Source organism: Actinomyces sp. oral taxon 170 str. F0386 (assembly GCF_000195595.1).
Lineage (GTDB): Bacteria > Actinomycetota > Actinomycetes > Actinomycetales > Actinomycetaceae > Actinomyces.
In genome coordinates, this window is the sequence record NZ_GL882511.1 from 25,769 (window position 1) to 48,166 (window position 22,398).

At 68.8% G+C, this 22,398-nt stretch carries 20 protein-coding genes; 13 read left to right on the forward strand and 7 right to left on the reverse strand.

What is annotated here, in order from left to right:
* Nucleotides 1–29: 29 nt before the first annotated feature.
* The gene (locus HMPREF9056_RS00890) at nucleotides 30–1,745 is read left to right on the forward strand and encodes an MDR family MFS transporter (RefSeq protein WP_034513264.1); all 1,716 of its coding nucleotides are present in this window, start codon (nucleotides 30–32) and stop codon (nucleotides 1,743–1,745) included.
* On the opposite strand, the gene HMPREF9056_RS00895 is transcribed toward HMPREF9056_RS00890, so the two are convergent.
* Nucleotides 1,657–3,810 (reverse strand): hypothetical protein, encoded by a 2,154-nt coding sequence (locus HMPREF9056_RS00895; RefSeq protein ID WP_009401990.1) that lies wholly within the window; start codon nucleotides 3,808–3,810, stop codon nucleotides 1,657–1,659. The genes HMPREF9056_RS00890 and HMPREF9056_RS00895 overlap by 89 nt on opposite strands.
* 1 nt (nucleotide 3,811) lies before the next feature.
* Complete coding sequence (locus HMPREF9056_RS00900; RefSeq protein ID WP_009401991.1) at nucleotides 3,812–4,159, reverse strand: PadR family transcriptional regulator; 348 nt, start codon at nucleotides 4,157–4,159, stop codon at nucleotides 3,812–3,814.
* A gap of 46 nt (nucleotides 4,160–4,205) precedes the next feature.
* Here HMPREF9056_RS00900 and HMPREF9056_RS14000 point away from each other — a divergent pair, with 46 nt between their 5' ends.
* From HMPREF9056_RS14000 to HMPREF9056_RS00915, 4 genes are all read left to right on the forward strand, one after another.
* The gene (locus HMPREF9056_RS14000) at nucleotides 4,206–4,355 is read left to right on the forward strand and encodes a hypothetical protein (protein ID WP_157184969.1); all 150 of its coding nucleotides are present in this window, start codon (nucleotides 4,206–4,208) and stop codon (nucleotides 4,353–4,355) included.
* Nucleotides 4,356–4,421: 66 nt separating this feature from the next.
* Nucleotides 4,422–4,931, forward strand: a complete 510-nt coding sequence (locus HMPREF9056_RS00905; RefSeq protein WP_009401993.1) for an isoprenylcysteine carboxylmethyltransferase family protein — start codon at nucleotides 4,422–4,424, stop codon at nucleotides 4,929–4,931.
* Between the two features lie 323 nt (nucleotides 4,932–5,254).
* The gene (locus HMPREF9056_RS00910) at nucleotides 5,255–6,322 is read left to right on the forward strand and encodes an LLM class flavin-dependent oxidoreductase (protein ID WP_009401995.1); all 1,068 of its coding nucleotides are present in this window, start codon (nucleotides 5,255–5,257) and stop codon (nucleotides 6,320–6,322) included.
* A 947-nt stretch (nucleotides 6,323–7,269) separates the two neighbouring features.
* On the forward strand, nucleotides 7,270–8,628 hold the full coding sequence (locus tag HMPREF9056_RS00915; RefSeq protein WP_009401999.1) for a PAS domain-containing protein: 1,359 nt from the start codon (nucleotides 7,270–7,272) through the stop codon (nucleotides 8,626–8,628).
* 125 nt (nucleotides 8,629–8,753) lie between these two features.
* Here HMPREF9056_RS00915 and HMPREF9056_RS00920 read toward each other — a convergent pair whose 3' ends face one another.
* Nucleotides 8,754–10,028 (reverse strand): M48 family metallopeptidase, encoded by a 1,275-nt coding sequence (locus tag HMPREF9056_RS00920; RefSeq protein ID WP_009402000.1) that lies wholly within the window; start codon nucleotides 10,026–10,028, stop codon nucleotides 8,754–8,756.
* A 365-nt stretch (nucleotides 10,029–10,393) separates the two neighbouring features.
* On the opposite strand from HMPREF9056_RS00920, the gene HMPREF9056_RS00925 reads away from it, so the two are divergent.
* A complete protein-coding gene (locus HMPREF9056_RS00925; protein WP_009402002.1) occupies nucleotides 10,394–11,113 on the forward strand; it encodes a peptidyl-tRNA hydrolase in 720 nt (239 codons plus the stop codon).
* A gap of 25 nt (nucleotides 11,114–11,138) precedes the next feature.
* On the opposite strand, the gene HMPREF9056_RS00930 is transcribed toward HMPREF9056_RS00925, so the two are convergent.
* Complete coding sequence (locus tag HMPREF9056_RS00930) at nucleotides 11,139–11,741, reverse strand: GtrA family protein (RefSeq protein WP_009402004.1); 603 nt, start codon at nucleotides 11,739–11,741, stop codon at nucleotides 11,139–11,141.
* Between the two features lie 90 nt (nucleotides 11,742–11,831).
* Nucleotides 11,832–12,485 carry an HAD family hydrolase gene (locus HMPREF9056_RS00935; protein ID WP_034513269.1) on the reverse strand — a complete coding sequence of 218 codons (654 nt, stop codon included), beginning with the start codon at nucleotides 12,483–12,485 and terminating at the stop codon, nucleotides 11,832–11,834.
* Between the two features lie 80 nt (nucleotides 12,486–12,565).
* Here HMPREF9056_RS00935 and HMPREF9056_RS00940 point away from each other — a divergent pair, with 80 nt between their 5' ends.
* Both HMPREF9056_RS00940 and HMPREF9056_RS00945 read left to right on the forward strand, forming a co-directional pair.
* Entirely contained in the window at nucleotides 12,566–13,945 is a 1,380-nt protein-coding gene (locus tag HMPREF9056_RS00940; protein ID WP_009402008.1) for a M18 family aminopeptidase, read from the forward strand.
* A 2-nt stretch (nucleotides 13,946–13,947) separates the two neighbouring features.
* Entirely contained in the window at nucleotides 13,948–14,403 is a 456-nt protein-coding gene (locus HMPREF9056_RS00945; RefSeq protein ID WP_009402011.1) for a YchJ family protein, read from the forward strand.
* A gap of 65 nt (nucleotides 14,404–14,468) precedes the next feature.
* Here HMPREF9056_RS00945 and HMPREF9056_RS00950 read toward each other — a convergent pair whose 3' ends face one another.
* Nucleotides 14,469–15,575, reverse strand: a complete 1,107-nt coding sequence (locus tag HMPREF9056_RS00950; RefSeq protein WP_009402012.1) for an NADH:flavin oxidoreductase/NADH oxidase — start codon at nucleotides 15,573–15,575, stop codon at nucleotides 14,469–14,471.
* A gap of 88 nt (nucleotides 15,576–15,663) precedes the next feature.
* Here HMPREF9056_RS00950 and HMPREF9056_RS00955 point away from each other — a divergent pair, with 88 nt between their 5' ends.
* Nucleotides 15,664–16,629, forward strand: a complete 966-nt coding sequence (locus HMPREF9056_RS00955; RefSeq protein WP_009402013.1) for a patatin family protein — start codon at nucleotides 15,664–15,666, stop codon at nucleotides 16,627–16,629.
* Nucleotides 16,630–16,631: 2 nt separating this feature from the next.
* Here HMPREF9056_RS00955 and HMPREF9056_RS00960 read toward each other — a convergent pair whose 3' ends face one another.
* A complete protein-coding gene (locus HMPREF9056_RS00960; RefSeq protein ID WP_009402014.1) occupies nucleotides 16,632–17,222 on the reverse strand; it encodes an NUDIX domain-containing protein in 591 nt (196 codons plus the stop codon).
* A gap of 387 nt (nucleotides 17,223–17,609) precedes the next feature.
* Here HMPREF9056_RS00960 and HMPREF9056_RS00965 point away from each other — a divergent pair, with 387 nt between their 5' ends.
* The 4 genes from HMPREF9056_RS00965 (at nucleotide 17,610) to HMPREF9056_RS00980 (ending at nucleotide 22,391) form a co-directional block, all read left to right on the forward strand.
* Nucleotides 17,610–18,626 (forward strand): alpha/beta hydrolase, encoded by a 1,017-nt coding sequence (locus HMPREF9056_RS00965; RefSeq protein WP_009402016.1) that lies wholly within the window; start codon nucleotides 17,610–17,612, stop codon nucleotides 18,624–18,626.
* Between the two features lie 140 nt (nucleotides 18,627–18,766).
* Nucleotides 18,767–19,375, forward strand: a complete 609-nt coding sequence (locus HMPREF9056_RS00970; protein ID WP_009402017.1) for a biotin transporter BioY — start codon at nucleotides 18,767–18,769, stop codon at nucleotides 19,373–19,375.
* 115 nt (nucleotides 19,376–19,490) lie between these two features.
* Nucleotides 19,491–20,603 (forward strand): LLM class flavin-dependent oxidoreductase, encoded by a 1,113-nt coding sequence (locus HMPREF9056_RS00975; RefSeq protein ID WP_034513272.1) that lies wholly within the window; start codon nucleotides 19,491–19,493, stop codon nucleotides 20,601–20,603.
* 162 nt (nucleotides 20,604–20,765) lie between these two features.
* Complete coding sequence (locus HMPREF9056_RS00980; protein ID WP_009402020.1) at nucleotides 20,766–22,391, forward strand: ABC transporter substrate-binding protein; 1,626 nt, start codon at nucleotides 20,766–20,768, stop codon at nucleotides 22,389–22,391.
* Nucleotides 22,392–22,398 lie beyond the last annotated feature (7 nt).

Below are 22,398 nucleotides of genomic sequence, written 5' to 3' on the forward strand. Positions count from 1 at the left end.
ACCCCTTCCATCTCGTAAAGGCGCTTACCGTGACTCACACTTCTACGTCGTCGGAGCCAACCGGCACGGCTCCTGCCGGGCCGGGGGCCGACTTCCACCCCGATCGCCGCTTCTGGGCGGTCTACGCCTCGCTCCTGGTGGTCATGTTCCTGTCCGCCATGGATCAGACGATCGTCGGCACCGCCCTGCCCACTATCGTGGGCGACCTCGGCGGCGCCGCCCACATGGCCTGGATCCTGACGGCCTACACCCTGGCCATCACGGTCGCCATGCCCGTCTACGGCAAGCTCGGCGACCTCGTGGGCCGCAAGAACCTCTTCCTGGTGGCCATCGCCCTGTTCCTCATCGGCTCGGCCCTGTGCGGCACCGCCGACACCATGACCCAGCTCATCATCTACCGCTTCATCCAGGGGCTGGGCGGTGGGGGTTTGCTGATCTCCTCCCAGGCGATCACCGGCGACCTCATTCCGCCACGCGTACGCGGCACCTACATGGCCCCCATGGGAGCCATGTTCGGCATCGCCTCCATCCTGGGGCCCATCATCGGCGGTTGGCTCACCGACTCGGTCTCCTGGCGCTGGACCTTCTGGATCAACCTGCCGCTGGGCATCCTCGCCTTCATCGCCATCGCCCTGGTGCTGCGCCTGCCCAGCAGCCGCCTGACCAGCCCCATCGACTGGTGGGGGCTCGCTCTGCTGAACGCCGGCGCCATCGCCATCGTCCTCATGGCCACCTGGGGCGGTAACCAGTACGAGTGGACCAGCCTTGTCACCATCGGCCTGGGCGCCGTCGGCCTGGTCTGTTGGGGGCTGTTCGCCTTCGTCGAGACCCGTGCCGTCGACCCCATCCTGCCCTGGTCGATCCTCACCAGCCGCACCTTCATCGTCTCCACGCTCGTCGGCATGCTTGCGATGGGTGGCATGATCGGTGTCCTGAGTTACCTGCCCACCTACCTCCAGATGGTCTACGGGTACTCGGCCACCGGCTCCGGCCTGCTCCTGGTGCCGATCACGATCGGGATGCTCGTCTCTTCGATCCTCTCCGGCGTCCTCGTCTCGCGCACGAACCGCTACCGGCTCTACCCGATCGTGGGGCCACTGGTCGCCGCTGGAGCCTCCTTCTGGCTCTCCCGCCTGACGACATCGTCTCCCGTCTGGCAGATCTCCGCGGCCACCTTCCTCATGGGAGCGGGCGTCGGCCTGTTCTTCCAGCTCCTGGTCACCGTGGTCCAGAACGCGCTCCCGGCCAGGTACCTGGGCACGGCCACCAGCGGCAACAACTTCTTCCGCGAGGTCGGCGTCTCCCTGGGCGCCTCGCTCATCGGTGCGGCCTTCTCCTCCGGTCTCACCTCCAACCTCACTGATCGGATCGGGGCGTTGGCCCGCAGCGCGGACCCGGCCGTCCTGGGGTCGCTCGCTCGGTTCAAGGACGCCGATACCTCCTCGCTCACCCCCGCCCTGGTCGACAAGCTGCCCACCGCCCTGCACGACGCCGTGGCGAGCTCCTACGCCGACGCCCTCCTGCCGATCTTCGGCTGGATGATCCCGCTGTTCGTGGCCACCTCCGTCATCGCTCTCCTCCTACCCGAGGTGCCCCTGTCCCAGAAGACCGCGATGGAGCAGATCGCCGAGGCCGAGAGCGCGGATGAGCCCGAGGTCAGTGAGTCTGAGTCGGCATCGCAGGAGCAGGAGCTGAACCCTGCAGAAGAGCCGGCGGAGCCGGAGTCGGTGGCCGACGCAGGATGATGAGACCGTAGGCAGGGGTCAGCATGGGCACGAAGGCGAAGAGGAAGTAGTCGTAGAGGAAGATCAGCGTCGGCACCATGGTGATCGTGTAGGTCAATCCGGTGCCTGCGCCTGCTAGGATTCGCAGGATCCTCCGCGCGGGGAGCCATGTGAACACTGTCCAAGCGAGCGCCGCACCGCTGCACAGAACGGAGATCCCCGCAATCGGGAGCGCCTCGCGCAGCGGCGGCCAGGCCCTGACCGCGAAGCCGACCATGGACGTCCAGGCCAGGGCTGCCGATCCCCATGTGCTTACGGCCGATGCGGGGTACCTTCCAGAGACCCACAGTGCGAGGGCCGCCAGCAGAGGGATGAAGGCGAGGTGAGCGCCCGCGGCGCCGGCTCCCCCGTGCGGGACGCCCCAGGCGATGGCCCCTACTCCGAGCACGACGGCGCTCGCCGCCAGGAGCCGTATCCACATGATTCTGCGTCCGGAGAGCATGCTCACCGTTCTGGGGCCCGATCGGGGCATGGCCGACGGAACCGCCGGATGCGGGACAGGTGCGGGCCTGCTGACAGCACCGATGACGATGAGCCCGATGGCCCAGGGAAGGTTCACCATCCACCCCAGTAAGATGAGGAGGCCCCAGAGCGGGGGTGAGGCCAGTGACCCGATGATCAAGCCGACGACGGTGCGCAGTCCGGGCTCCATCCTCCGGCAGACGGACAGGCCGTCGATGAGGACTCCCACAGCGGCTGCCCCCAGCAAATAGGAAACGAAAAGAATCACTCCCGCAGTGCGATCGCTCCAGTGGCTCTGGGCGCCTGAGCGTGCAGTGATGGCATCGACCATGCTCAGTACGGTGAAGGCGGCACCAGCGATCGGCACAAGCATCGAGAGGAGAGTGGCGTACGCGGTGTGCTGCGGGGTCACTGCGGATCGCTCGCGCAGAAGGCTGACGGTGCCGACTATCAGGAAGAATCCGACCAGGCAGGACAATGAGGCCTGGATGAAGAATGCAGAGGCCACCCTCCGCCCCGGCAGGTAGTCGGCGGCGAAGAAGACGGCCATTGAGCAGAAGTAGGTGACAACCGCCAGGACACCGCACCACAGGGCTGTCCTGCGGCCGAGCCTGACTCCGATCCGACGTGCCGTGCCGTGGTGTGTGTCGTCGTCGACGGCATTCTGGGGATAGGCGTCGGGAGGAGTGCCAAGCAGCCGGCTCTCCTCCGGAACGTTGAGTGATCCCGGGTACTTCGGAATGTCTGGGTCAAGGGGGTAGAGGTGCGGTGGAACCGGCGGTGCCACTGACATCGACGGTGCCAGTGGCCGCTGGTGCACTCGCCGTCTAAGGGCGAGTGACATGATGGTGAGAACGATGGAGGCACCAAAGATCGAGATGGGGGTCAGCCCCATGAGGATAGTCGCCGCTGTTGCAGGAATCCCTATCAGAGTGGCGACCGCAGCACGCAGCACCGGGTGCAACCGGGTCCTGATGCTCAGGGTGCCTTCGACGGCGACTGCCATGGTGAGCACCCCCATGACGCCATAGGTCACCATGAGAGGCGTACTCAGACGACCAAGGAACGGGGCGGCAACATTGGCTTCGGCGGCCTCGAAGGCCATCGCCCCCGCGATGTTCGCCACCGTCGCCACCACGCAGGTCAGTGCCGCCATCACCGCGGCGACGAAGGCGTGAGGCGCAGGCAGCACTCCGCGCTCACGTGCCAGGCCTAGGTATCCGGCCGCGATGACACCCCCCGGGAGGGTCATCATCGCCTGGTGGATCCAGCTGAAGATCGTGTCGTTGCCCTGGCTCTCTGTAGCGTTCGCGATGAACAAGAGGGCGAAACCCGCCAGGCTCAGTAAGAGGCCGATCGCTGCGCACCACAGGGCGGCCCGCACGCCCAGCCGGTTCCCCATCCCGTGGAGAAAGACCGACCACCGTTGCCCGACCGTGGGGCGACTGCGCCCCAGCGCCTCGGCCTCGTCCAGCATGATGCCGAGCAGGACCTCGCCGTGGTGAGCCCGCCAGCTCCTCGGGTACCACCGGAGGAGACGTCGGTAGTACTGCTCCTCCACCATCTCAGGCCACCCCCCAACGCGCGGTCTGCGGCCGGGGGCGCGCGGCACTCAGGCTAGCCCGAGCGGCTCTCACGGAACGCTCCAGCGCCTGCGTCTCGGCGGTCAGCAGGTCGATGCCGGTCTCGGTGATGCGGTAGTAGCGCCTCGCCCTGCCGTCAACGACCTCCTGGCCGTCGGAGCGGATGAGGTCCTTGCTCTCCAGGCGCTCGAGGGTCGCGTACAGGGTGGTGGGCTTCAGGCGGGCCGCGCCGTCGGAGAGCAGCGCCGTCTCCCGCAGGATCTGGTAGCCGTGCCGGCGCCCGTTGGCGAGTGAGGTGAGAATCCAGAAGGCCGAGGAGGACAGTGACATGGGCACAACTATATGACCGAATCGGTAATATGTCAGGAGAGGGTTGGTGGAGGTTGGAAGCGCCCCGTTCTCGAAGTGGTCTCAGGTCCGTGCCGAGGCTCTCTCGAGCCTGGTGCACATGGGCTGTGCGGTTAAGCACACCGACGCCCGCATCCAGGTCGAGGACCGGATGACCCGGTACTTCCACGTCGGCTGAGGCCGCTTCGCCTGTCCCCGTCATGCAGTACAGTCGCCCTCGAGCGGTAGCCCGAGGAAGGATGAGATGGTGGTTGAACGGAAGCTCAGGCGGCTACCGCCGGTGGTGCTCCTGGCGGCGGCCGGGCTGGCACAGAGCGCCATAGCGCGCGGCCGGAGAATGACGCCGTCGTCGATGATGGTTGCCGCCCCCGTACTCGGGATCTCGATATGCGCGCTCGCCGGAAGTGCGGGCAGTTTTCTTCGGCACCGCACAACGGTTGATCCGGTGAGGGTCGAACGCGCGCGGCACCTCGTCGTGGACGGTCCCAACCGACTGACGCGCAATCCCATGTACCTGGGTCTGGCGGGAACGTTGCTCGCGCACGCGATCGCGCGCAGGAGCCCGTCCGCGGTGATCCCGCTGGTCGGCTTCGTCTGGCTGATCGACCGATACCAGATACCTGCGGAGGAGAAGGTCCTGGAGGAGAGGTTCGGACAGGCCTATCTCGACTACAAGGAGGCCGTTCCTCGTTGGCTGAACGTCCCTGTCTCATCGCCGGGCGACCTCGGCCGCGAGTCGAAGGTGCGCCGCTGACGAGGGGAAGCCCCTTGACGATGATCTGCTGGACGAGGTTGCCAACATTGGTGGTCGGCCGGGCCGATGCTGTCGTCTTTACTCAGAAGGCCCTGGGTGGAGCGAGCCTCGCGGAGAGGCTCAAGGTCTCCGGGCTGCCTGCTCAACTCATCCCCACAGGGTCGCCGACGAACGCCTTCCGGGCTCCGTTCGCTCTGGTTGCGCCGCCGCCATCGCCCGCATCAAACGGGCGCTGAGCCGAGGGAGGGGAGCGGTCGGAGCCGGGTGACACGGCTCGCACGGCCGGTCGGAATGGTCCGATCATCCTCGTAGTTGAAGGTTGCATGAAAGCATTCGGGTTTCTCAGCTTCGGACACTACGGACACGGTCGCGGCCCTGGTGACCCCGACGCCCGCCAGGCGCTCAAGGACGCCGTCGAGATCGCGGCCGGCGCCGACGAGATCGGCGTCAACGGAGCCTACTGGCGCGTCCACCACTACGCCCGCCAGGCCGCCGCCCCCATCCCGCTGCTCTCTGCGGCCGGCGCCCGCACCAAGCGCATCGAGGTCGGCACCGGCGTCATCGACATGCGCTACGAGAACCCGCTCTACCTGGCTGAGGAGGTCGCCGCCCTCGACCTGCTCACCGACCAGCGCATCGCCATCGGCATCTCCCGGGGCTCCCCGGAGCAGGCCCGGCGCGGTTGGGAGACCTTCGGCTACACCGGCAGCGCCGACCCGCGCGGGGCCGACGTCGCCCGTGCCCACACCACCCAGTTCCTCGACGCCATCCGCGGCGTCCCGCAGGCCGATCTCGACACCAGCGGCGGTATGGCCCCTGGCGCCAGCTCCCGCCTGCGCATCGAGCCGCACGCCCCCGGCGTGGACCGCCGCATCTGGTGGGGCGCCGGCTCACGCGAGACCGCCGAGTGGACCGCCCGGCAGGGCCTGAACCTCATGAGCTCGACCCTCCTGACCGAGGCCACTGGCGAGGGCTTCTCCCACCTCCAGGCCGAGCAGATCCGCCGTTACCGCGAGGCCTGGAAGGAGGCCGGCCACAACTGGACCCCGCGCGTGAGCGTCTCGCGGTCGATCTTCCCGATCGTCTCCGACGTCGACCGCAGGTTCTTCGCCCTGCGCGGCGAGGACTCCCATGACCAGATCGGCATTATCGACGGCCTGCAGTCGACCTTCGGGCGCACCTACGCCGCTGAGCCCGACGTTCTCATCGAGCAGCTGGCCCAGGACGAGGCGCTCCACGCCGCCGACACCGTCATGCTCACCATCCCCAGCCAGCTCGGTGTCGACTTCAACCTCCACATCCTCCAGGCCTTCGCCGAGCACGTCGCTCCCGCACTGGGCTGGCAGCCCAACACGGCCGGACCGGTGACGGGCTACTCCCTGGAGGACTAGCAGCCCGACGGCGGTCACTGTCTCGTCAGACCGCAATACGGTGCCGTCGTGGAGGACACGGGCGAGGAGGCCCCGATGGCCGGGCCGCCCATGGGGGCGTCCGTCCTCACTCGGCATGCCTCACCCAGGTTCCGGCCCGACGTCGTCGGGCGCCCGGCTTACCAGGAACGTCAGGATCGTCTGCTTCCCCGCCTTATTCGATAGAGGAGAGTGCGGTGAAGAAACCGGCGCAATGATGTCGAAAAATGACGCGGCCTGTGGGTCCGGGATGAGCCCGGGCCCACAGGCCTCTGTCGTTGAGGATGGTATCGCCCTGGATTCCCATAACTCCAGGGGGACTCACCCTCCTTCGCCAGAGCGGTTCGCGTCGGGCTCCCTATCAACCCGAGCGGCCTCGAAATCCGATCGGTCATCGGGCTCCCCAACCCTCGCGACCAGTTCCGTCCGGCGGCGGTTACTATGCAACCCGCTGCTCCTGTGGGAGCACTTCAATATATCTGAAAGTTGTCTGGGAAGTATCTTGATATATTTCTTCTGTTTTCATGAGATTTCTTGCTTGAATTCCGGTGTTATGTTGTTGACGCCATGTTTTTGTCGCATTTTAAACGCATAAGTGTTCCCTCTTGCTTTCCAACAGAGCTTGTTTTCGATGTTTATCGGTGGTCGTTGCTCTCGATGGCGAAAGCTGAGGCATTGGCGTGCTCGACTCTCATCGACGACTGTGATGTCGGCGTGAGATGGCGAATCGTGATCAGTGAAAACATGCACACATCAGCCCTCGATGTGCTGTGTGGTCGGTCGGTTTCGGCGAACTGCCAGATCTCGTTTCGGAAACGAGGTGTATTGTTCAGCCGTCCAACCGTCAATCAATGGGCGGAAGGTGAGGGTCATCCGTCTCACCAGGCCGGCCGCCGTCGCGCCCCGATCTCTTCAAGGAGCACTTGACTATGCCACAGGTCACCGGAGCCACCCACGAGGTGGGCGTGGACCAGCTGTTCTTCTCCACTACTGACGCGCGCGGCGTCATCCGCCACTCCAACAACGTATTCATCGAGCTCTCCCGGTATCGACGTGATGAGCTCTCCGGTGCCCCGCACAACATCATCCGCCACCCGGAGATGCCCGGCGGAGCCTTCAAGGCCATGTGGGACACCCTGCAGACCGGCAGCCCCTTCGCGGCCTACGTGCGCAACCTTGCCGCCGACGGCAGTGAGTACGACGTCTTCGCCACTGTCACCCCGCTGTCCGACGGCGGCTACCTCTCGGTGCGCACCCGACCGGTGTGCACCAATCTGTTCGACACCGCGTGCGCCATCTACCGCGATGCCCGTGCGGTGGAGGACCAGGCGATCAGTGCCGGTGCCAACCGCCGGGCGGCGGCCGAGCACGGGCTTGGCCGCATCGCCGAGCTCCTGGCCGGGGCGGGCCTGTCCTCCTACGAGGAGTTCCAGAACGCGGCCCTGCCGGCAGAGGTGGCGCGCCGTGAGGAGCTCTCCGACGGCATCCCGGTGCGCCCCGGGGCCACCGGGAACCTGCGCGTCATGCTCGACTCGGTCACCACCATCGCCACCGGGCTCGACTCATGGATGTCCGGCCAGCAGCAGCTCGCCGAGCTGTCCGCCTCGCTCAAGGCCGCAGGCACGGGCCTGACCCAGACCCTTGAGGACCCGCGCCTGCTGCCTGAGCGGATCGCCGCCCTGGACCGCTCCGACCCCCGGGTCAAGCCCCTCGCCGACCTGCTGGACCTGTGGACCCAGATGCAGGGGCTGGTCAGCCCTCTGGTGACCCGGCTCGTCGACACCCTGGCCCAGCTCGACACCAACGGTGCCCGGACCCGCTTCCGTATCGCCCTGGCCCGCCTGCACGCCACCATCACCTCGCTGTTCACCGTCGAGCTCATCGACGGCGTCGGAGACCCGCAGTACTCGGCCGAGGCGATTCCGGACCTCATCGAGTCACTCAACGACGGCATCGCCGAGATGGAGCGTCAGGCCCGGGCACACAGCGCGCTTGCCGCGCAGGCGGTGGCCTATATCGGCGAGGCCAGTCGCATGATGACGATTCCCAACCAGCTCCTCATGCTGTGGACCGGTTCGCCCGCCTCCACCGATCCTGCCCTGCCCGCCGCGGCCGCCGAGCTCTCAGCGGCCGCCTCTGGTGTGGTCGAGTCCGTCGGCCACCGCCTGGCCGAGCTCGATGCGCTCGCCGCCCGTTGCCAGGCCATCAATGTCGCCGACGGCGCCGCAGACCTGCGGGGCGCGCTGAGCTCGTTCACGACAGCGGCCAGTGCTGTCGCCCCGCGCTGAGGCTTCCGGCACTCTCCGGCTCGGGGAGACGCGCTGGCAGAGCGCGAACGCCGTACGGGTGGACAACGGCACCGGTTGGCGAACGCTTCCGTTCGCCAACCGGCGCCATTGTGCTGACGCCGAGCTCAGCTCTGGCCGGTCTCGGAGTGCGGGGTCTCCGGGCGCGTAGCGTCGGCGGGTGTTGTCCCCGGGGTATCCACGTGCTGCTCCTGCGCGGGGCTTGCCGGCGGGGTGTACCCGTACGCGCCGGGCTGCTGTGGCCCCACAGAGCCAGTCGTACTCGAGTCGCCTGTGAAGGCCCCCTGCCCGACCGGCTCGGTACGAATCGGGACCGGGGAGGCCCAGCGCAGCTCGTTGCGGGGAGTCTCGTAGGACACCCCCGGGTATCGGCCGAACTGCTCCTCGCTGAGCACGCTCAAGGTGGTGGAGTCCAGCACCGCGAGCATCTGCTCCGGCGTCGGCCAGGAACCGGAGCGCTGGTAGCCGCTGGGAGCCGAGGGCGGGAACCATGCGGTCGACTCCGGCGGGCGGATCATGAGCCGTCCCGGGCGGCTGCGGTCGCGCAGGGCGTGGGCGCGCCAGGTGTTGATCGGGTGGCTGGAGAGCCAGTTGCTCATGTGGAGCCAGAAACCCTTCTCGCGCGTGGCGCGATCGGCCAGCGCATGGGTGTTGACCTCGGCCCCCAGGTACTTGCCGCCGGAGAGGACCCCCATGGCCCCGGGCACGCCCTCAGGCGCATAGGCGTAGCCGTGGTTGTCGGCCGTGTACTCCTGGGCGCGCGAGAACGCCTGGCCCAGGAAGGGCACGTAGGCCACCAGCTGGGAGAAGATGAGACGGAAGTAGGAGACGTGGCCGGCGGCGATGTGGCCGACCTCATGGCCGATGATGAAGCGCAGCGCCTCGGGGTCCCGTGCCTGGCCGCCGATCTCGAACAGGTCGGAGTAGACGGCCACGAAGCGCCGGAAGCCGTGGCCGGCGGCGAAGGCGTTGATCTGGCCGTTGCCCAGCACCACGTAGGCGTCAGGAACCCGGCGCAGACCGAGTTCCCTGGCCGCCTCCACGACCATCCGGTAGCCCTCCGGGAACTGCGTAGGGGACATCTGTACCGAGGTCGCCCTCAGCTGGGCGTACAGGAAGGCGCGGATGATCCATATGAGGAGGGGGAAGAGGGGGATGACCAGGAGCACCTGAGACAGGGTGCCTCCATCGAGGAACAGGTTGCGGATCTCGGCCTCCGCTCCTGTGGCATCGGAGGAGGAGGCCAGCCAGCTGACGATGATGAACCACATGCCGTAGCCCGCGGCAGTGGTCAGGATTGCGGCGATGAGCAGCGGGTTCTCCGCGGGGTGGCGCAGAGCGCGGATTCCGGCGATGCCGTGAACGGTCGCACCGTTGAACATCCGGGGGCGGGAGGGCGGCCCGGTCGGCGGCGTGAGAGCGGAGGCGCCTGTGGCGTGAGACGGAACAGGTGGTTGCATGATGGCAACTTAAACGACCCGCTTCAGAATCCCTCTCCTGCCGCAGGAGGATCTTCGCCACGCCATTTATCGGCCATATGGTAGGAAATAGTGCTGGTTCGTCGACCCCGCGGGCGTCAGGTCGCCCTCCGGGAGGCGCGACCTGACGCCCGCGGTGACGACACCGTAGGCTCCTGACTGTGCCGTACTCCTTACCGTCTCCTTTGCTGTCCTCTTCGTCGTCGCCATCCTCCGTGCCGCAGCCGCCCTCCCTGTCCGGCAACGTGGACCACACGGTGCCCTGGGGCATGCAGATCGCCGTGCGCTACGACAAGGTTCACCCGCCTCGGCGCATCGACGTCGCCGAGGCCGCCGCCCGCGCCGTCGTCTCCCTCCTGGCGGCGCCCGCCTCCGCCCCCGGCGGGCCGTGGAACCAGGCCGTCGACTACTGGCGCGACGGGCGCATCCGCAAGCTCGTGCGCCGCGCCCGCGGCAAGCGCTGGGAGGAGGTTCAGGAGATCGACGGCGTCACCGTCACCCAGGACGGGCCGGTGGGGTGGGGGCAGGCCGCGGCGCGCGCCTTCATACCCGGTCCGGTGCGCCCCCTGCCCGGAGCCCTGGCCAAGACCCAGGTGGAGGGCACCCACTTCCCGGACGGCAGTGAGCTGCCCCCGCCACCGGCTGCGATCACCGCGCGCGTCGCGAAGGACCCGGCTGCAGCCGACGAGATTGCGCTGGGAGCGGCGTCGGCCTCCACCGGGGCTCTCGTGACGATCGAGGTCACGCCCCTGCATGAGATGACCTCGGGCAAGCTCGCCGCCCAGTGCGGACACGCCGCCCAGCTCGCCTGGGAGAGCCCGGCAATGGAGCCCGCCCTGCGGCAGGCCTGGGCCGACGACGGCTACCGGGTGCGCGTCGTCGTGCCCAGCCGCGAGCAGTGGGAGGCCACCGCCCGGCCCGTCCACGTCACCGACGCCGGCTTCACCGAGCTCGACGGCCCCACGGAAACGACCCGCGCCTACTGGTGAGTGCGGTCCTTCATAGGTTGCGCGCTTAGGCGCCAACATGGGAGTCCGAGGGCACAGCCGCCTTCTGAGATTCCGGCGTGCTGCGGAACACCCACAGCCGAATGAACACGTAGAGGTAAGCGGCCTCGCAGCAAGCCGAGATGAGACGAGCCAGGAAGAGATTGATCCCGAGCCAGGACAGCAGTTGGGTCAGCCCTTGGACGAAGACCAAAAACTGGCTGATGAGACCAATTGCGTAGCGTGATCCCTGGTTGACGAGGTGCCCGTGGGACTGGAAGTTCAACCAGCGGTTGAGCAGGAAGGAGTAGACACCCGCGATGGCGTATCCGACCGATATGGACACTGGATGCCACCAATGCAGGTGGGTTTCGATAACCCACAGGCAGCCGACGTCCAGGAAGAAGGCCGAGCCGTTGATGATCGCGTAGCCGATGAAGGTCACCGGCAGCCGGCTGCGTACGAATCCGGGCAGCACGGAGTGGATCGTCGTGATGAGGCGCAGGAAGACCTCGGGGGCGCGCCTCGCGCCGGAGGTCGGTGACTGGGCGGAGGACGTCGCCGAGGCGGGGGGTGCAGTAGCGGTAGCTGTGGTCTCGGGGGCCTGGTCGTCCGTCGTCGTTCCTGCCATGAGCCGTCCTTTCCTGGTGACTGCTGTCAGCAGGAGTCTTCCCCGCGGGCGCCGGTCAGGCAAGTCTCGAGAGAATGAGGCCGACCGGGCTCATCCTTGCAGGGCGGACGCGGCCTGTACCAGGGTCTGGGACACCTCGCGGCGCAGCAGCTCGCCCCCGGCGTCAGCCGGGTGGTGGATCGTACGCAAGCCCACTTCACGGGCCCCAGCGATGTTTCGGGCGCTGTCATCGACGAACAGGGCCTGGTCGGGCTCCACCCCCGCCAGCTCCAGCAGCCGAAGGAAGTAGGCGGCATCCGGTTTGGCAACCCCCAGCGTGCAGGAGTATCCGTCGATGTCGCACAGGCCGTCGTAGCCCAGCTGCTCACGCATCCAGGCCCGGCGTTCCCACTGCTGGTTGGTGGCCAGGACCGTGGTGTAGCCCGCTTCGCGCAGGTCACCCACCAGCTGCCAGGCCAGAGGGTCAGGCGTGGCCCGATGCCACAGCTCAAGCAGGTCCGATACGTTCAGCTTCAGCCCCAGATCGTCCACTACTCGCTCCAGCAGCTCAGTGAGGGTCTCGCGGCCGGCCAGGGCGTCGGTCTCACCATCGATCATGGCTCGGGCGAAGGCGGGGCCGCCGCCGCGGGTCAGCGCCTCGTCCCACGGGGTGCCGATGAGCTGAAGGACGCCGTCGGCATCGAGCAGAACGGCGCGCACGGGAGTGGACGAGGCGGGCGGGATGACCGGATGAGAGAGGCTCACACCCCGATTCTGCCCCAACCCGCACGACCGCGCGGCAGGTGTCGGTCTGATCCCGGGTGCACCAGTGGAAGACTGGGGCCATGACTGATGCCGCCAATACACCCGCAGACGCCTTTCCCGGCTTTCGCTCCGGCAATCCTGCCCGCCGCCCGTCCGACGCCGGCGAGATCCTGCGCGACGAGAACGCCTACACCGACTCGCTCATCGACTTCGTGACAGCCTCGCCCAGCTCCTACCACGCCGCCGTCGAGGTCGCTCTGCGCCTGGAGGTGGCCGGCTTCACCCGCGCCGACGAGACCGTCTCCTGGCAGGCGGGTCTGCCCAGACTCGGCTACGTCATCCGCGACGGCGCGCTCGCGGCCTGGGTGCTGCCCGAGGAGCTGACGCCGAGGGCGGGCATGCGCATCGTCGGCGCCCACACCGACTCCCCGGCCCTCAAGCTCAAGCCCAACGCCGCCGTTACCCGCTCGGGCTGGCAGCTCATCAACGCCGAGGTCTACGGCGGCCCCCTGCTCGCCTCGCTCCTCGACCGCGAGCTGGGCCTGGCCGGGCGCCTGACCACGCGCGACGGCGCCGTCCACCTCGTGCGCACCGGTCCTATCGCCCGCATCTCCCAGATCGCCCCACACCTGGACCGCAGCGTCAACGACACCTTCCACCTGGACCGCCAGACCCACCTGCTGCCCCTGTGGTCGCTGGCCGGGCCTGACAGCGCCCCCGACGCCGTCGAGACCCACCTGTGCGAGATCGCCGGCATCGACCCGGCCGATCTCGCCGGACACGACATCCTCACCTACCCCACCCAGGCCCCCGCCCGCTTTGGCCGGGAGGGGGAGTTCCTGGCCTCCTCCCGCCTGGACAACCTCTCCTCCGTCCACGCCGGACTCGTGGCCCTCGAGGCGCTCGCGGCCGCGCGGGTTGAGCCCACTGAGCCCGTCATCCTGGTCGCCTTCGACCACGAGGAGGTCGGCTCCGCCACCCGCTCCGGGGCCGGTGGGCCCTTCCTTGAGACGCTCCTGCGGCGCCTGGCCGGGGTTCTGGGGGTTGACAGTGACGGCATCGAGGCTCTTCTGGCGCGCTCGACCTGCGTGAGCGCCGATGCCGGGCACTCCGTCCACCCCGCCTATGCTCACCTGCACGACCCGGCCGTCCAGCCGCTCATCAACCACGGCCCCCTGCTCAAGATCAATGCCCAGCAGCGCTACGCCACCGACGCCGTCGGAGCCGCGATCTGGGCGCGGGCCTGTGCGGCCGCGGATGTGCCGAGCCAGGACTTCGTCTCCAACAACGCCGTGTCCTGCGGCTCCACCATTGGCCCCATCACCGCCACCCGGCTCGGGATCACCACCGTCGACGTCGGTGTGCCCCTGCTGAGCATGCACTCGGCCCGCGAGATGGGCGGTGTCAAGGACGGCCCCTGGCTCGCCCGGACCCTGCACGCCTACTGGCTGGGGGACTGAGCATGGTGGGACGGCAGGCGGACCGAAGGGCTCAGCCGGACTCGTCGATCCGCGCCGCGGGCGTGCGCGGCACCGCCCCCTGCCCCTGCGGCACGGGGCGCGCCTACGCCCAGTGCTGCGAGCCCTTCCACGACGGTACCCCGGCGCCCACCGCTGAGGCCCTCATGCGCTCGCGCTACACGGCCTTCGTGGTCGGCGATGAGGACTACCTCTTCCGGACCTGGCACCCGCGCACCCGACCCGAGGGCCCCTACTGCCACCCCGGCACGCAGTGGACGGGCCTGACCATCCACGAGATCGTCGACGGCGTAGCGGGCGACGAGACCGGCGTCGTGGAGTTCATCGCCTCCTACCGCACCGGCGACGGGCACGGGGGAGTGGTGGCCGACGCCCTGCGCGAGCGGTCCCGCTTCACCCGCCGAGCCGGCCGCTGGCTCTACCTCGACGCCGTCGGGTAGTGCTGCAACCTCATACGGCCGGTTGCCGTGCTGGGCAGGGGCCAGCGGCTGTTTCGATGGCCGATTCAGTGCCAGGTGCCGCGCCAGTACTGAATGGGCCAGGGGGCCTCGTCCCAGGAGCGCACGCCCAGGTCCGCCGCCCAACGCAGCGGCAGGTAGGGGTCGCGCAGAGCGGCCCGGCCCACCGCGATCGCGTCGACCTGGCCGGTGATGAGCGCCTGCTCGGCCTGCGCCGCCTCCTCAATGAGGCCCACACCCACTACCGGGACGCCGGTGCCGGACACGGCCCGCCTGACCTGCTCGGCCAGCGGCAGCTGGTAGCCGGGCCCCACTGGGACCGCGGTCGGGACGTTGCCGCCGCTGGAGATGTGCAGGACGTCGACGCCGGCCTCCACCAGCTCGCGACTGAAGGCGGCGGTCTCCTCGCCGGTGACGCCGCCGTCGGCCCAGTCCGAGGCGGACAGTCGGATGTCGAGAACCGTGTCCGTCCCGACGGCCTCGCGCACGGCCCGCACTACCTCCAGGGGGAAGCGCTGGCGGTTCTCGGCGCTCCCACCGTAGGAGTCGGTGCGCTGGTTGGACAGGGGCGAGCGGAACTCGTGAATGAGGTAGCCGTGGGCTCCGTGGATCTCGACGACGTCGTACCCGGCCTCAACGGCGCGGCGCGCGGCTGCCGCGAAGGCCTCCACGATCCGGTTGATCCCGGTCTCGTCCAGCTCGGCGGGCACCGCGTGCTCGGGGTAGGGGATCGCACTGGGGGCCAGCAGGTCCCAACCCTCCAGGGTGCCGGTGCGTGCGCCCTCCACCTTGGGGCGCCACGGCGCGGTCCCTGACTTGCGGCCGCCGTGCCCGATCTGGACACCGGCGAGCGCCCCGCCGGCGTGGATCGCCTCCACCAGGCGGCGCTGGCCGGCGACCTGCTCGTCGGACCACAGCCCCAGGTCGTTGGGGGACAGGCGCCCCTCGGGCGTGACGGCCGTGGCCTCCACGATGACCGTGCCGAAGCCACCCACCGCGCGGCTGGCGTAGTGGACCACGTGCCAATCGGTGACGACGCCGTCCTGCGCCTCGACCGTGTACATGCACATGGGCGGTAGCCACAGGCGGTTACGGGCGGTCAGCCCGCGCATGGTCATCGGCTCAAGAATGCGCAGCGTGCTCGATGTGCTCATGGCCTCACGCTACTCTTCCGACCGCCCGGCAGACATAGGGCGGGAATCACCCGTGCGATCGCATCATGGAACCCATAGGCTCCCGGCCGTGAGCTCGTGTCCCCTCCCCGTCTCCGACTCCGTCCAACGGCCCGTCCCCGTCACCGACCCCGACCACCGGCCCGCACCCGTCACCCACGGCCCCGACGACGTCGCCCTCGTCTTCGAGAGCGGCGGCATGCGCGGTGCCTACACGGCCGGCCTCGTGCGCGTCATGCTGGAGGCCGGGCTCTCCTTCCCCTGGGTCGGCGGCATCTCCGCGGGCTGCACGAACACCTGCAACTTCGTCTCCCGTGACACCTGGCGCACCCGCGAGGCCTATCTGGGCCTGACCACCGACCCGAAGGCCGGCGGCTGGGGCAGCTTCGTGACCGGCAAGGGCTACTTCAACTCCGAGCACATCTACCTGCACACCTCCGCGCCGGACGAGTCCATCCCCTTCGACTGGGAGACCTTCGCCGCCTCACCGGCCACGGTGCGCCTGGGTGCCTTCCGCTGCGACACCGGTGAGGAGGTCTACTGGGGCCTGGAGGACATGCCCGCCATGGACGACCTGCTGGTGCGGGCCCGGGCATCGTCGTCGATGCCGGTGCTCATGCCCATGGTCGAGGTCGACGGTGCCCCCTACGTGGACGGCGCCGTCGGGCCCACCGGCGGGTTCGCGATCGACGCCGCCCGCGCCGACGGCTACAATAAGCTCCTCGTGGCCATGACCCGCCCCGAGGGCTACCGCAAACCGCCCATGCGGCGCCACGAGATCGAGGTCCTTCATCGTCTCTACGCCCGCTACCCGGCCCTCGTCCAGGCCGTCATCGATCGGCCCGAGAACTACAACCGCACCGTCGACGAGCTGGAACGGCTGCGCAGCCAGGGACGCGTCTACCTCTTCCGGCCTGAGCGCATGCCCATCGCCAACGGCGAGCTGCGCTACGACCGCATCGTCACCGCCTTCGAGGCCGGCCTGGCCCAGGCCCGCCGCGAGCTGCCCGCCATCGAGGCCTTTCTCGCGAGCTGAGGTCAGTGCGGCAGGGCGACGCCGTAGCGGGCGATGTCCTGGCCGGCGTCGAAGCCGAAGGTGGTGATCGAGGGCACCGGCCTCTCGCCGTCGAGGGCGCCGGCCAGAAGGGTCAGGACGTAGCGCTCATGGGGCGGCACCGGATCGGGCGGGTCGGTCAGCGGGAACCAGCGCAGGCCCGCGTTCTTGGACGGCTCGCGCACGGCCGGCGTGCCCTCCCAGGCGCGCAGCGTGAAGAACAGGTCGACGCGCTGCTCCAGGGCCGCACCGCCCAGGTCATTGGTGCGGTGCATCGCCGTCAGCGGGATCAGGTCCTCGGCCGTCGCGCGGACGCCCAGCTCCTCGCAGGTCTCGCGCAGGGCCGTCTCGACGACGCTCTCGGCGGCCTCGACGTGGCCGGAGGCCCCGCAGGCCCAGTGCCCGTCCATGTACCCGGTGTTCCGCCGCAGCTGGAGGAGCACCTGGGTCGAGGCACTCGCTGGCCCGATCACTGACCCGTCCGTCGGCTCGGGCTGACTGGCCGGGCCGCTGGGATCGGGGCGCAGGAGGTAGACGTAGGCGGCGGGAACGAGGGTGAAGGAGTGGACGGCCATGGTCGACACCGTAGACCAGGGGCACTACCGGGCGCGGGAGGGGAACAACGCCGGGGAGAAGTAATGGGATACCGAGGGCGAGGATTCATGAAACCATCAGGAAGTTAGGCGATGCTCCCACACAGTCAGTCATCAATGGCCGTCCGTGGAAACCCCGCAGCGTGCTCGCCGTGGGAACTGCGTGATTCGCTCCGCGGTAACGCTGCCGGTTCGGCGTCGGGCAACTAGGCTTCTACCTGGGGCGACGGGAGACCGTGGGCCCAGCCCGCGAATCCGGTTCCACTGCCGATCGCCAGCTATCGACACGATCAATGATGACCGATGCCGACCTGAGCATGATCGACACCCCGTTGATGACGACAGATAACGCTGCCTGAGGAGGACCCGATGCAGACCAGCCTTACTCGGCTCACGGCCGACGATGGAACGCGTCTGGTCGTGCACATCTGGCTCCCCGAGTGGCTCATCGACGGCTCCCTGCTGGTGGCCGACGCCTCTGACGATGCTGCCGGCGTCCGCACCATGGTGTCGGCCCGGCCGCAGATGGAGGGGGCCGCCCGCCCCCGGGGCATCATCGTCATCGCCCACGGCATGGCCGAGCACGCCTCGCGCTACGCCCGCTTCGCCGCCTCCGCGGTGGAGGAGGGGTACGCGGTCCTGGCCGAGGACCACCGCGGTCACGGAGCCACGGCCGCCCCCGACGGCTTCGGCTTCGTCGCCGAGCAGGATGGTTGGGACACGGTCATGGCCGACATGAGCACCGTCCTGGACGCGGCCCGGCGGGCCTGGCCCGGCATTCCCGTCTTCCTCGTGGGCCACTCCTGGGGGTCCTTCCTGGCCCGGGACCTGGCCGCGCGCCGTGGTCACGACCTGGCCGGCCTCATCCTGCTGGGCACCGGCGCGGGAATCGGCGCGCTGACCGGCCCGGCCACGGCGATCTGTGCCGGACAGTCCCGGCTGCGTGGCCCGCGTCGCCCCTCCCGGCTGCTCAACGCGCTCGCCTTCGGCCCCTACCAGCGTCATTTCGCCCCCAACCGCACCGAGGCCGACTGGATCAGTCGGGATCCCAATGAGGTCGACCGCTACGTCGCGGACCCCTGGTGCGGGTTCGTGTGCAGCGCCAGCTTCTTCCACGACCTCGTGGCCGGGCAGGGCGTCGTCAATACCGCTTCTCACGCCGCCGCGGTGCCCGCGGAGCTGCCCATGCTCCTGGCCTCCGGCGACCGGGATCCGGTCGGTGCCATGGGGCGGGGCGTCCAGAGGGCCGCCACGCTCTACCGCCGCGCCGGCGTGCGGGAGGTCTCCGTCATCCTCTACCCGGGCGGGCGCCACGAGCTCCTCAACGAGACCAACCGGGACCAGGTCACCGGAGACATCCTCACCTGGATCGACGGCCACCTGTGAGGACTGTGAAAACCACCTATCTGGTGTGGTCGCGACGGGGAGCACCCTGGCATTCTTTGTAGATTTCCTCCAAATGGTGGTGGGGTGCTTCGGCATGATCCGGTCGTTTGTGACGCCGTCCGTGCCCGTAGGGTTGAGGCATGACCACGAACTCCTCCACCTCCGCCACCGGTTCCACCGCCGACGCCCTCTCCGCTGACGGTGCCGTCAGCCCCGCTCTTGCCCGCGTCCGTGAGGCAGGACTGGTCCTGGCCGGCACTGTTGCTCTCATCCTCATCGGCCAGATCACCATCCCCCTGCCCTTCACTCCCGTGCCGATCTCCATGGGCACCTTCGCCGCCCTCGGTGTCGGCGCCGTCCTCGGCTCGCGTCGAGGTGCCCTGTCCGCCCTGCTCCTCGGTGCCCTGGCCGCCGTGGGTGCTCCGGTCCTGGGGGGCTGGACCGGTGGCGTCGGCGTCACCTTCGGCTACGTCGTCGGCTACATCCTTATCGCCACCATCGCCGGGCGCGCTGCGAGCGTCTGGTCGAACCACTCCGGCTCGACCGTCAGCCGGGTCGCCACCGGCATCGGCCTCATGCTCCTGGCCTCCGCCTCGGTGTACGTACCCGGCGTCGTCTGGCTGAAGATCGCCACCGGTGCCAACTGGGGGGCAACCCTGAGCATGGGACTGGTCCCCTTTATCATTGGCGACGTCCTCAAGTCCCTGGTCGCCACCGGTCTGCTGCCCGTGCGCGGCAGGCTTCACTGACCGTCCCGTCCTCATAGTTCTGGCCCTCAGCGTGCCCCGTCGAGCTCTCCTCCCGGCGGGGCACGCGGGCCTCAAGGCCCGCTTCGGGACAGTCGTCGCGGGTTAGAGTGCCCGTATGAGTCAGCCCGAAAGGCGGGCCGCACCCGTTTTGTCCGTCATGGACATGGTCCCCGTCAGCGCCGGTCGCGGCCGCACCGATGCCCTCACCGACATGATCGCCCTCGCTCGAGCCGCCGACGCCGCCGGCTACGAGCGCTACTGGCTGGCCGAGCACCACGGCTCCGCCACGTACCTGTCGTCGGCGACCATCGTCCTCATGGGGCAGGTCCTGGCGGCCACCGAACACCTCGGCGTCGCCTCGGGCGGGATCATGTTGCCCAACCACGCCCCGCTCGTCGTCGCCGAGCAGATCGGCACCCTGGCCACCCTCTACCCCGGCCGAGTCGATCTGGGGCTGGGGCGCGCCCCGGGCACGGACCGGCGCACGGCCGCCGCGCTGCGCCGCGGAGCCTCCGACCCGCGCCACTTCGCCGAGGAGATCCTTGAGATCCTCACCTACCTCGGCGACGAGTCGGCCCCGGGCCCCCATGCGGTTCCCGGCTCCCTCCTCCTGGGATCCCCCGGCGCCCTCGACGACGACGCCCGCGGTGCCGGGACCGATGGTCCACGGGTCAGGGCCATCCCGGGCGAGGGCACCCACCCGACCGTCTGGGTGCTCGGCTCCTCCGTCAATGGCGCGCGCGTGGCCGGGAGGCTCGGACTGCCCTTCGCCGTCGCCTCACACTTCGCCCCGGTCCAGGCCGAGGCCGCCATCGCCACCTACCGCTCAGTCCTCGAGTCCCAGGCGGAAGGCGCTCAAGGAGTCCAGGGTGCTCCGCGGGTCGCGGCCGCCGTCAACGTCATGGTGGCCCCCAGCGAGGACGAGGCCCGCCTCCTGTTCAGCACCGCCATGGCCGCCGCCGCCCGCATCGTCGGCAACCGGCCCGGCCCCCTCGACCCGCCCACCTCCGATCCGCAGGCCTGGCGCACCCACGCGCCCGGCAGGGAGGACGCCGTCGAGGCCGCCATGTCCCTGTCCTTCGTCGGAACGGCCGACGATGTCGCCGCCCGCCTGAGCGAACAGGCTGCTCGGTGGGACCTCGACGAGATCCTCGTGGTCACCCACGCCCACGACCCGGCTCTGCGGCGTCGTTCCTACGAGCTTCTCGCCGAGGCCTGGTATGCCTGAGCAACCTCTTTCCCACGCCTCCTACATGTATCCGCATGTCGATTCTGTTTCCTTGTTGGACGTAGGATCTTCGCTCATGGACGGCGCCTGAGCACCCCAGGGCGCCTGACACCCCGTGTCCCAGTGACAGTCCCAGTCAGTTCCATGCCCCATGGAGGTCGCATGAACAACGCCCTGACAGTGTCGCGCCGCAGTTTTGGGCTCGGCGCGGCCGCCTTCGGCCTGCTCCTGGTCTCAGGATGCTCGCGCGGATCAAGCTCGGGCGGAGGAGGCCTGGGCAACGGCAGCGGCAAGCTGACTCTGGCCTACAACTCCGACGGCCCCAACAAGACCTGGGCCGAGGCCGTGTGCCACTCGGTGTCCAACGTCCTGGGCATCACCATGGAGCCCCTGCCAGTGGCCCAGTTCTCCGAGATGCGCGCAGCCATCACCAAGCACACCCTCCTGGGCGCCTTCCGCAGCGGCTGGTCGGCCGACTACCCGTCCCTCGAGAACTTCCTCAACGCCACCTTCCAGACCGGTGCCAGCGCCAACGACTCCCAGTACTCCTCGAAGACCTTCGACGACCTCCTGGTCCAGGCGGCGGCCGCCACCGATCCCGAGACCGCCTACGGCTACTTCCGCCAGGCCCAGTCCCAGCTCTTCGCCGACCTGCCCGGCATCCCGCTGTGGTACCAGAACGGGTTCGGCGGCTACTCCCACAACGCCTCCGACGTCGACTTCGACTGGAGGGCCGTCCCGGTCTACGAGGAGGCCCGATCCAGCGCCAACGACGGCGTCATCCTGGCCAACAGCACGGAGCCCCAGAACTCCCTGCTGCCCACCAACACCAACGGGATCGGCGGTGGGCGCGTCCTCGACCTGATCTACGCCGGCCTGGTCCGCTACGACAAGGACGGCAAGGTCATCAACGAGGTCGCCTCCTCCATCGAGACCGAGGACAACCAGCACTTCACGATCACCCTCAAACCGGGCTGGACCTTCTCCGACGGGAGCCCGGTGACATCCGACTCCTTCATCAAGGCCTGGAAGTTCGGGGCGCTGCTGTCCAACGCCCAGCTCGGCTCCTCCTTCTTCGAACGGATCAAGGGCTTCTCCTACGACGAGGACTCCGAGCTGACCGGGCTGACCAAGGTCGACAACCTCACCTTCACGGTCGAGCTGACCGCCCCGGCGTCGGACTTCAAGATCAGCCTGGGCCACTACGCCTACTACCCGATGCCGGACTCCGCCTTCAAGGACATGAAGGCCTACGGCGCCAAGCCGGTGGGCAATGGCCCCTACCGGCTCATCTCCTGGGACCACGACAGCCGGATCGTCATGGAGCCCAACCCCGCCTACGCCGGCGGACGCACCGTGGCGAACAAGGGCGTCACCTTCAAGCTGTACACGAGCTACGACTCGGTCTACAACGACCTGCTGGCAGGCGCCATCGACATCGCTGACGCCGTCCCCGACTCCTTCCTGCCCATTTTCCAGAAGCAGCTGGGCGAGCGCGCCATCAACAAGCCGGCCGCCTACTTCCAGGGGCTCGCCATCGACGTCACTCACGAGCACTGGAAGATGGACGAGGAGGGGCGCGCCCGTCGCGCCGCCATCTGCCGGGCCATCGACCGCGATCTCATCTGCGACAAGCTCTACTACGGCACCCGCACGCCCGCCAAGGACTTCACCGCTCCTACCGTTGCGGGCTGGACCGCCGAGGTGCCAGGCAACGAGGTCCTCACCTACGACCCGGACGAGGCCAGACGCCTGTGGGCGCGGGCCGAGGCCATCTCCACGTTCTGATCGGAAG

What these genes read in the sequence shown, in the direction of transcription:
- HMPREF9056_RS00895 (WP_009401990.1), bottom strand. Translation starts at nt 3,810, where the DNA reads ATGGTGGAGGAGCAGTACTACCGACGTCTCCTCCGGTGGTACCCGAGG.
- HMPREF9056_RS00900 (WP_009401991.1), bottom strand. Translation starts at nt 4,159, where the DNA reads ATGTCACTGTCCTCCTCGGCCTTCTGGATTCTCACCTCACTCGCCAAC.
- HMPREF9056_RS00905 (WP_009401993.1), top strand. Translation starts at nt 4,422, where the DNA reads ATGGTGGTTGAACGGAAGCTCAGGCGGCTACCGCCGGTGGTGCTCCTG.
- HMPREF9056_RS00910 (WP_009401995.1), top strand. Translation starts at nt 5,255, where the DNA reads ATGAAAGCATTCGGGTTTCTCAGCTTCGGACACTACGGACACGGTCGC.
- HMPREF9056_RS00915 (WP_009401999.1), top strand. Translation starts at nt 7,270, where the DNA reads ATGCCACAGGTCACCGGAGCCACCCACGAGGTGGGCGTGGACCAGCTG.
- HMPREF9056_RS00920 (WP_009402000.1), bottom strand. Translation starts at nt 10,028, where the DNA reads ATGTTCAACGGTGCGACCGTTCACGGCATCGCCGGAATCCGCGCTCTG.
- HMPREF9056_RS00925 (WP_009402002.1), top strand. Translation starts at nt 10,394, where the DNA reads ATGCAGATCGCCGTGCGCTACGACAAGGTTCACCCGCCTCGGCGCATC.
- HMPREF9056_RS00930 (WP_009402004.1), bottom strand. Translation starts at nt 11,741, where the DNA reads ATGGCAGGAACGACGACGGACGACCAGGCCCCCGAGACCACAGCTACC.
- HMPREF9056_RS00940 (WP_009402008.1), top strand. Translation starts at nt 12,566, where the DNA reads ATGACTGATGCCGCCAATACACCCGCAGACGCCTTTCCCGGCTTTCGC.
- HMPREF9056_RS00945 (WP_009402011.1), top strand. Translation starts at nt 13,948, where the DNA reads ATGGTGGGACGGCAGGCGGACCGAAGGGCTCAGCCGGACTCGTCGATC.
- HMPREF9056_RS00950 (WP_009402012.1), bottom strand. Translation starts at nt 15,575, where the DNA reads ATGAGCACATCGAGCACGCTGCGCATTCTTGAGCCGATGACCATGCGC.
- HMPREF9056_RS00960 (WP_009402014.1), bottom strand. Translation starts at nt 17,222, where the DNA reads ATGGCCGTCCACTCCTTCACCCTCGTTCCCGCCGCCTACGTCTACCTC.
- HMPREF9056_RS00965 (WP_009402016.1), top strand. Translation starts at nt 17,610, where the DNA reads ATGCAGACCAGCCTTACTCGGCTCACGGCCGACGATGGAACGCGTCTG.
- HMPREF9056_RS00970 (WP_009402017.1), top strand. Translation starts at nt 18,767, where the DNA reads ATGACCACGAACTCCTCCACCTCCGCCACCGGTTCCACCGCCGACGCC.
- HMPREF9056_RS00975 (WP_034513272.1), top strand. Translation starts at nt 19,491, where the DNA reads ATGAGTCAGCCCGAAAGGCGGGCCGCACCCGTTTTGTCCGTCATGGAC.
- HMPREF9056_RS00980 (WP_009402020.1), top strand. Translation starts at nt 20,766, where the DNA reads ATGAACAACGCCCTGACAGTGTCGCGCCGCAGTTTTGGGCTCGGCGCG.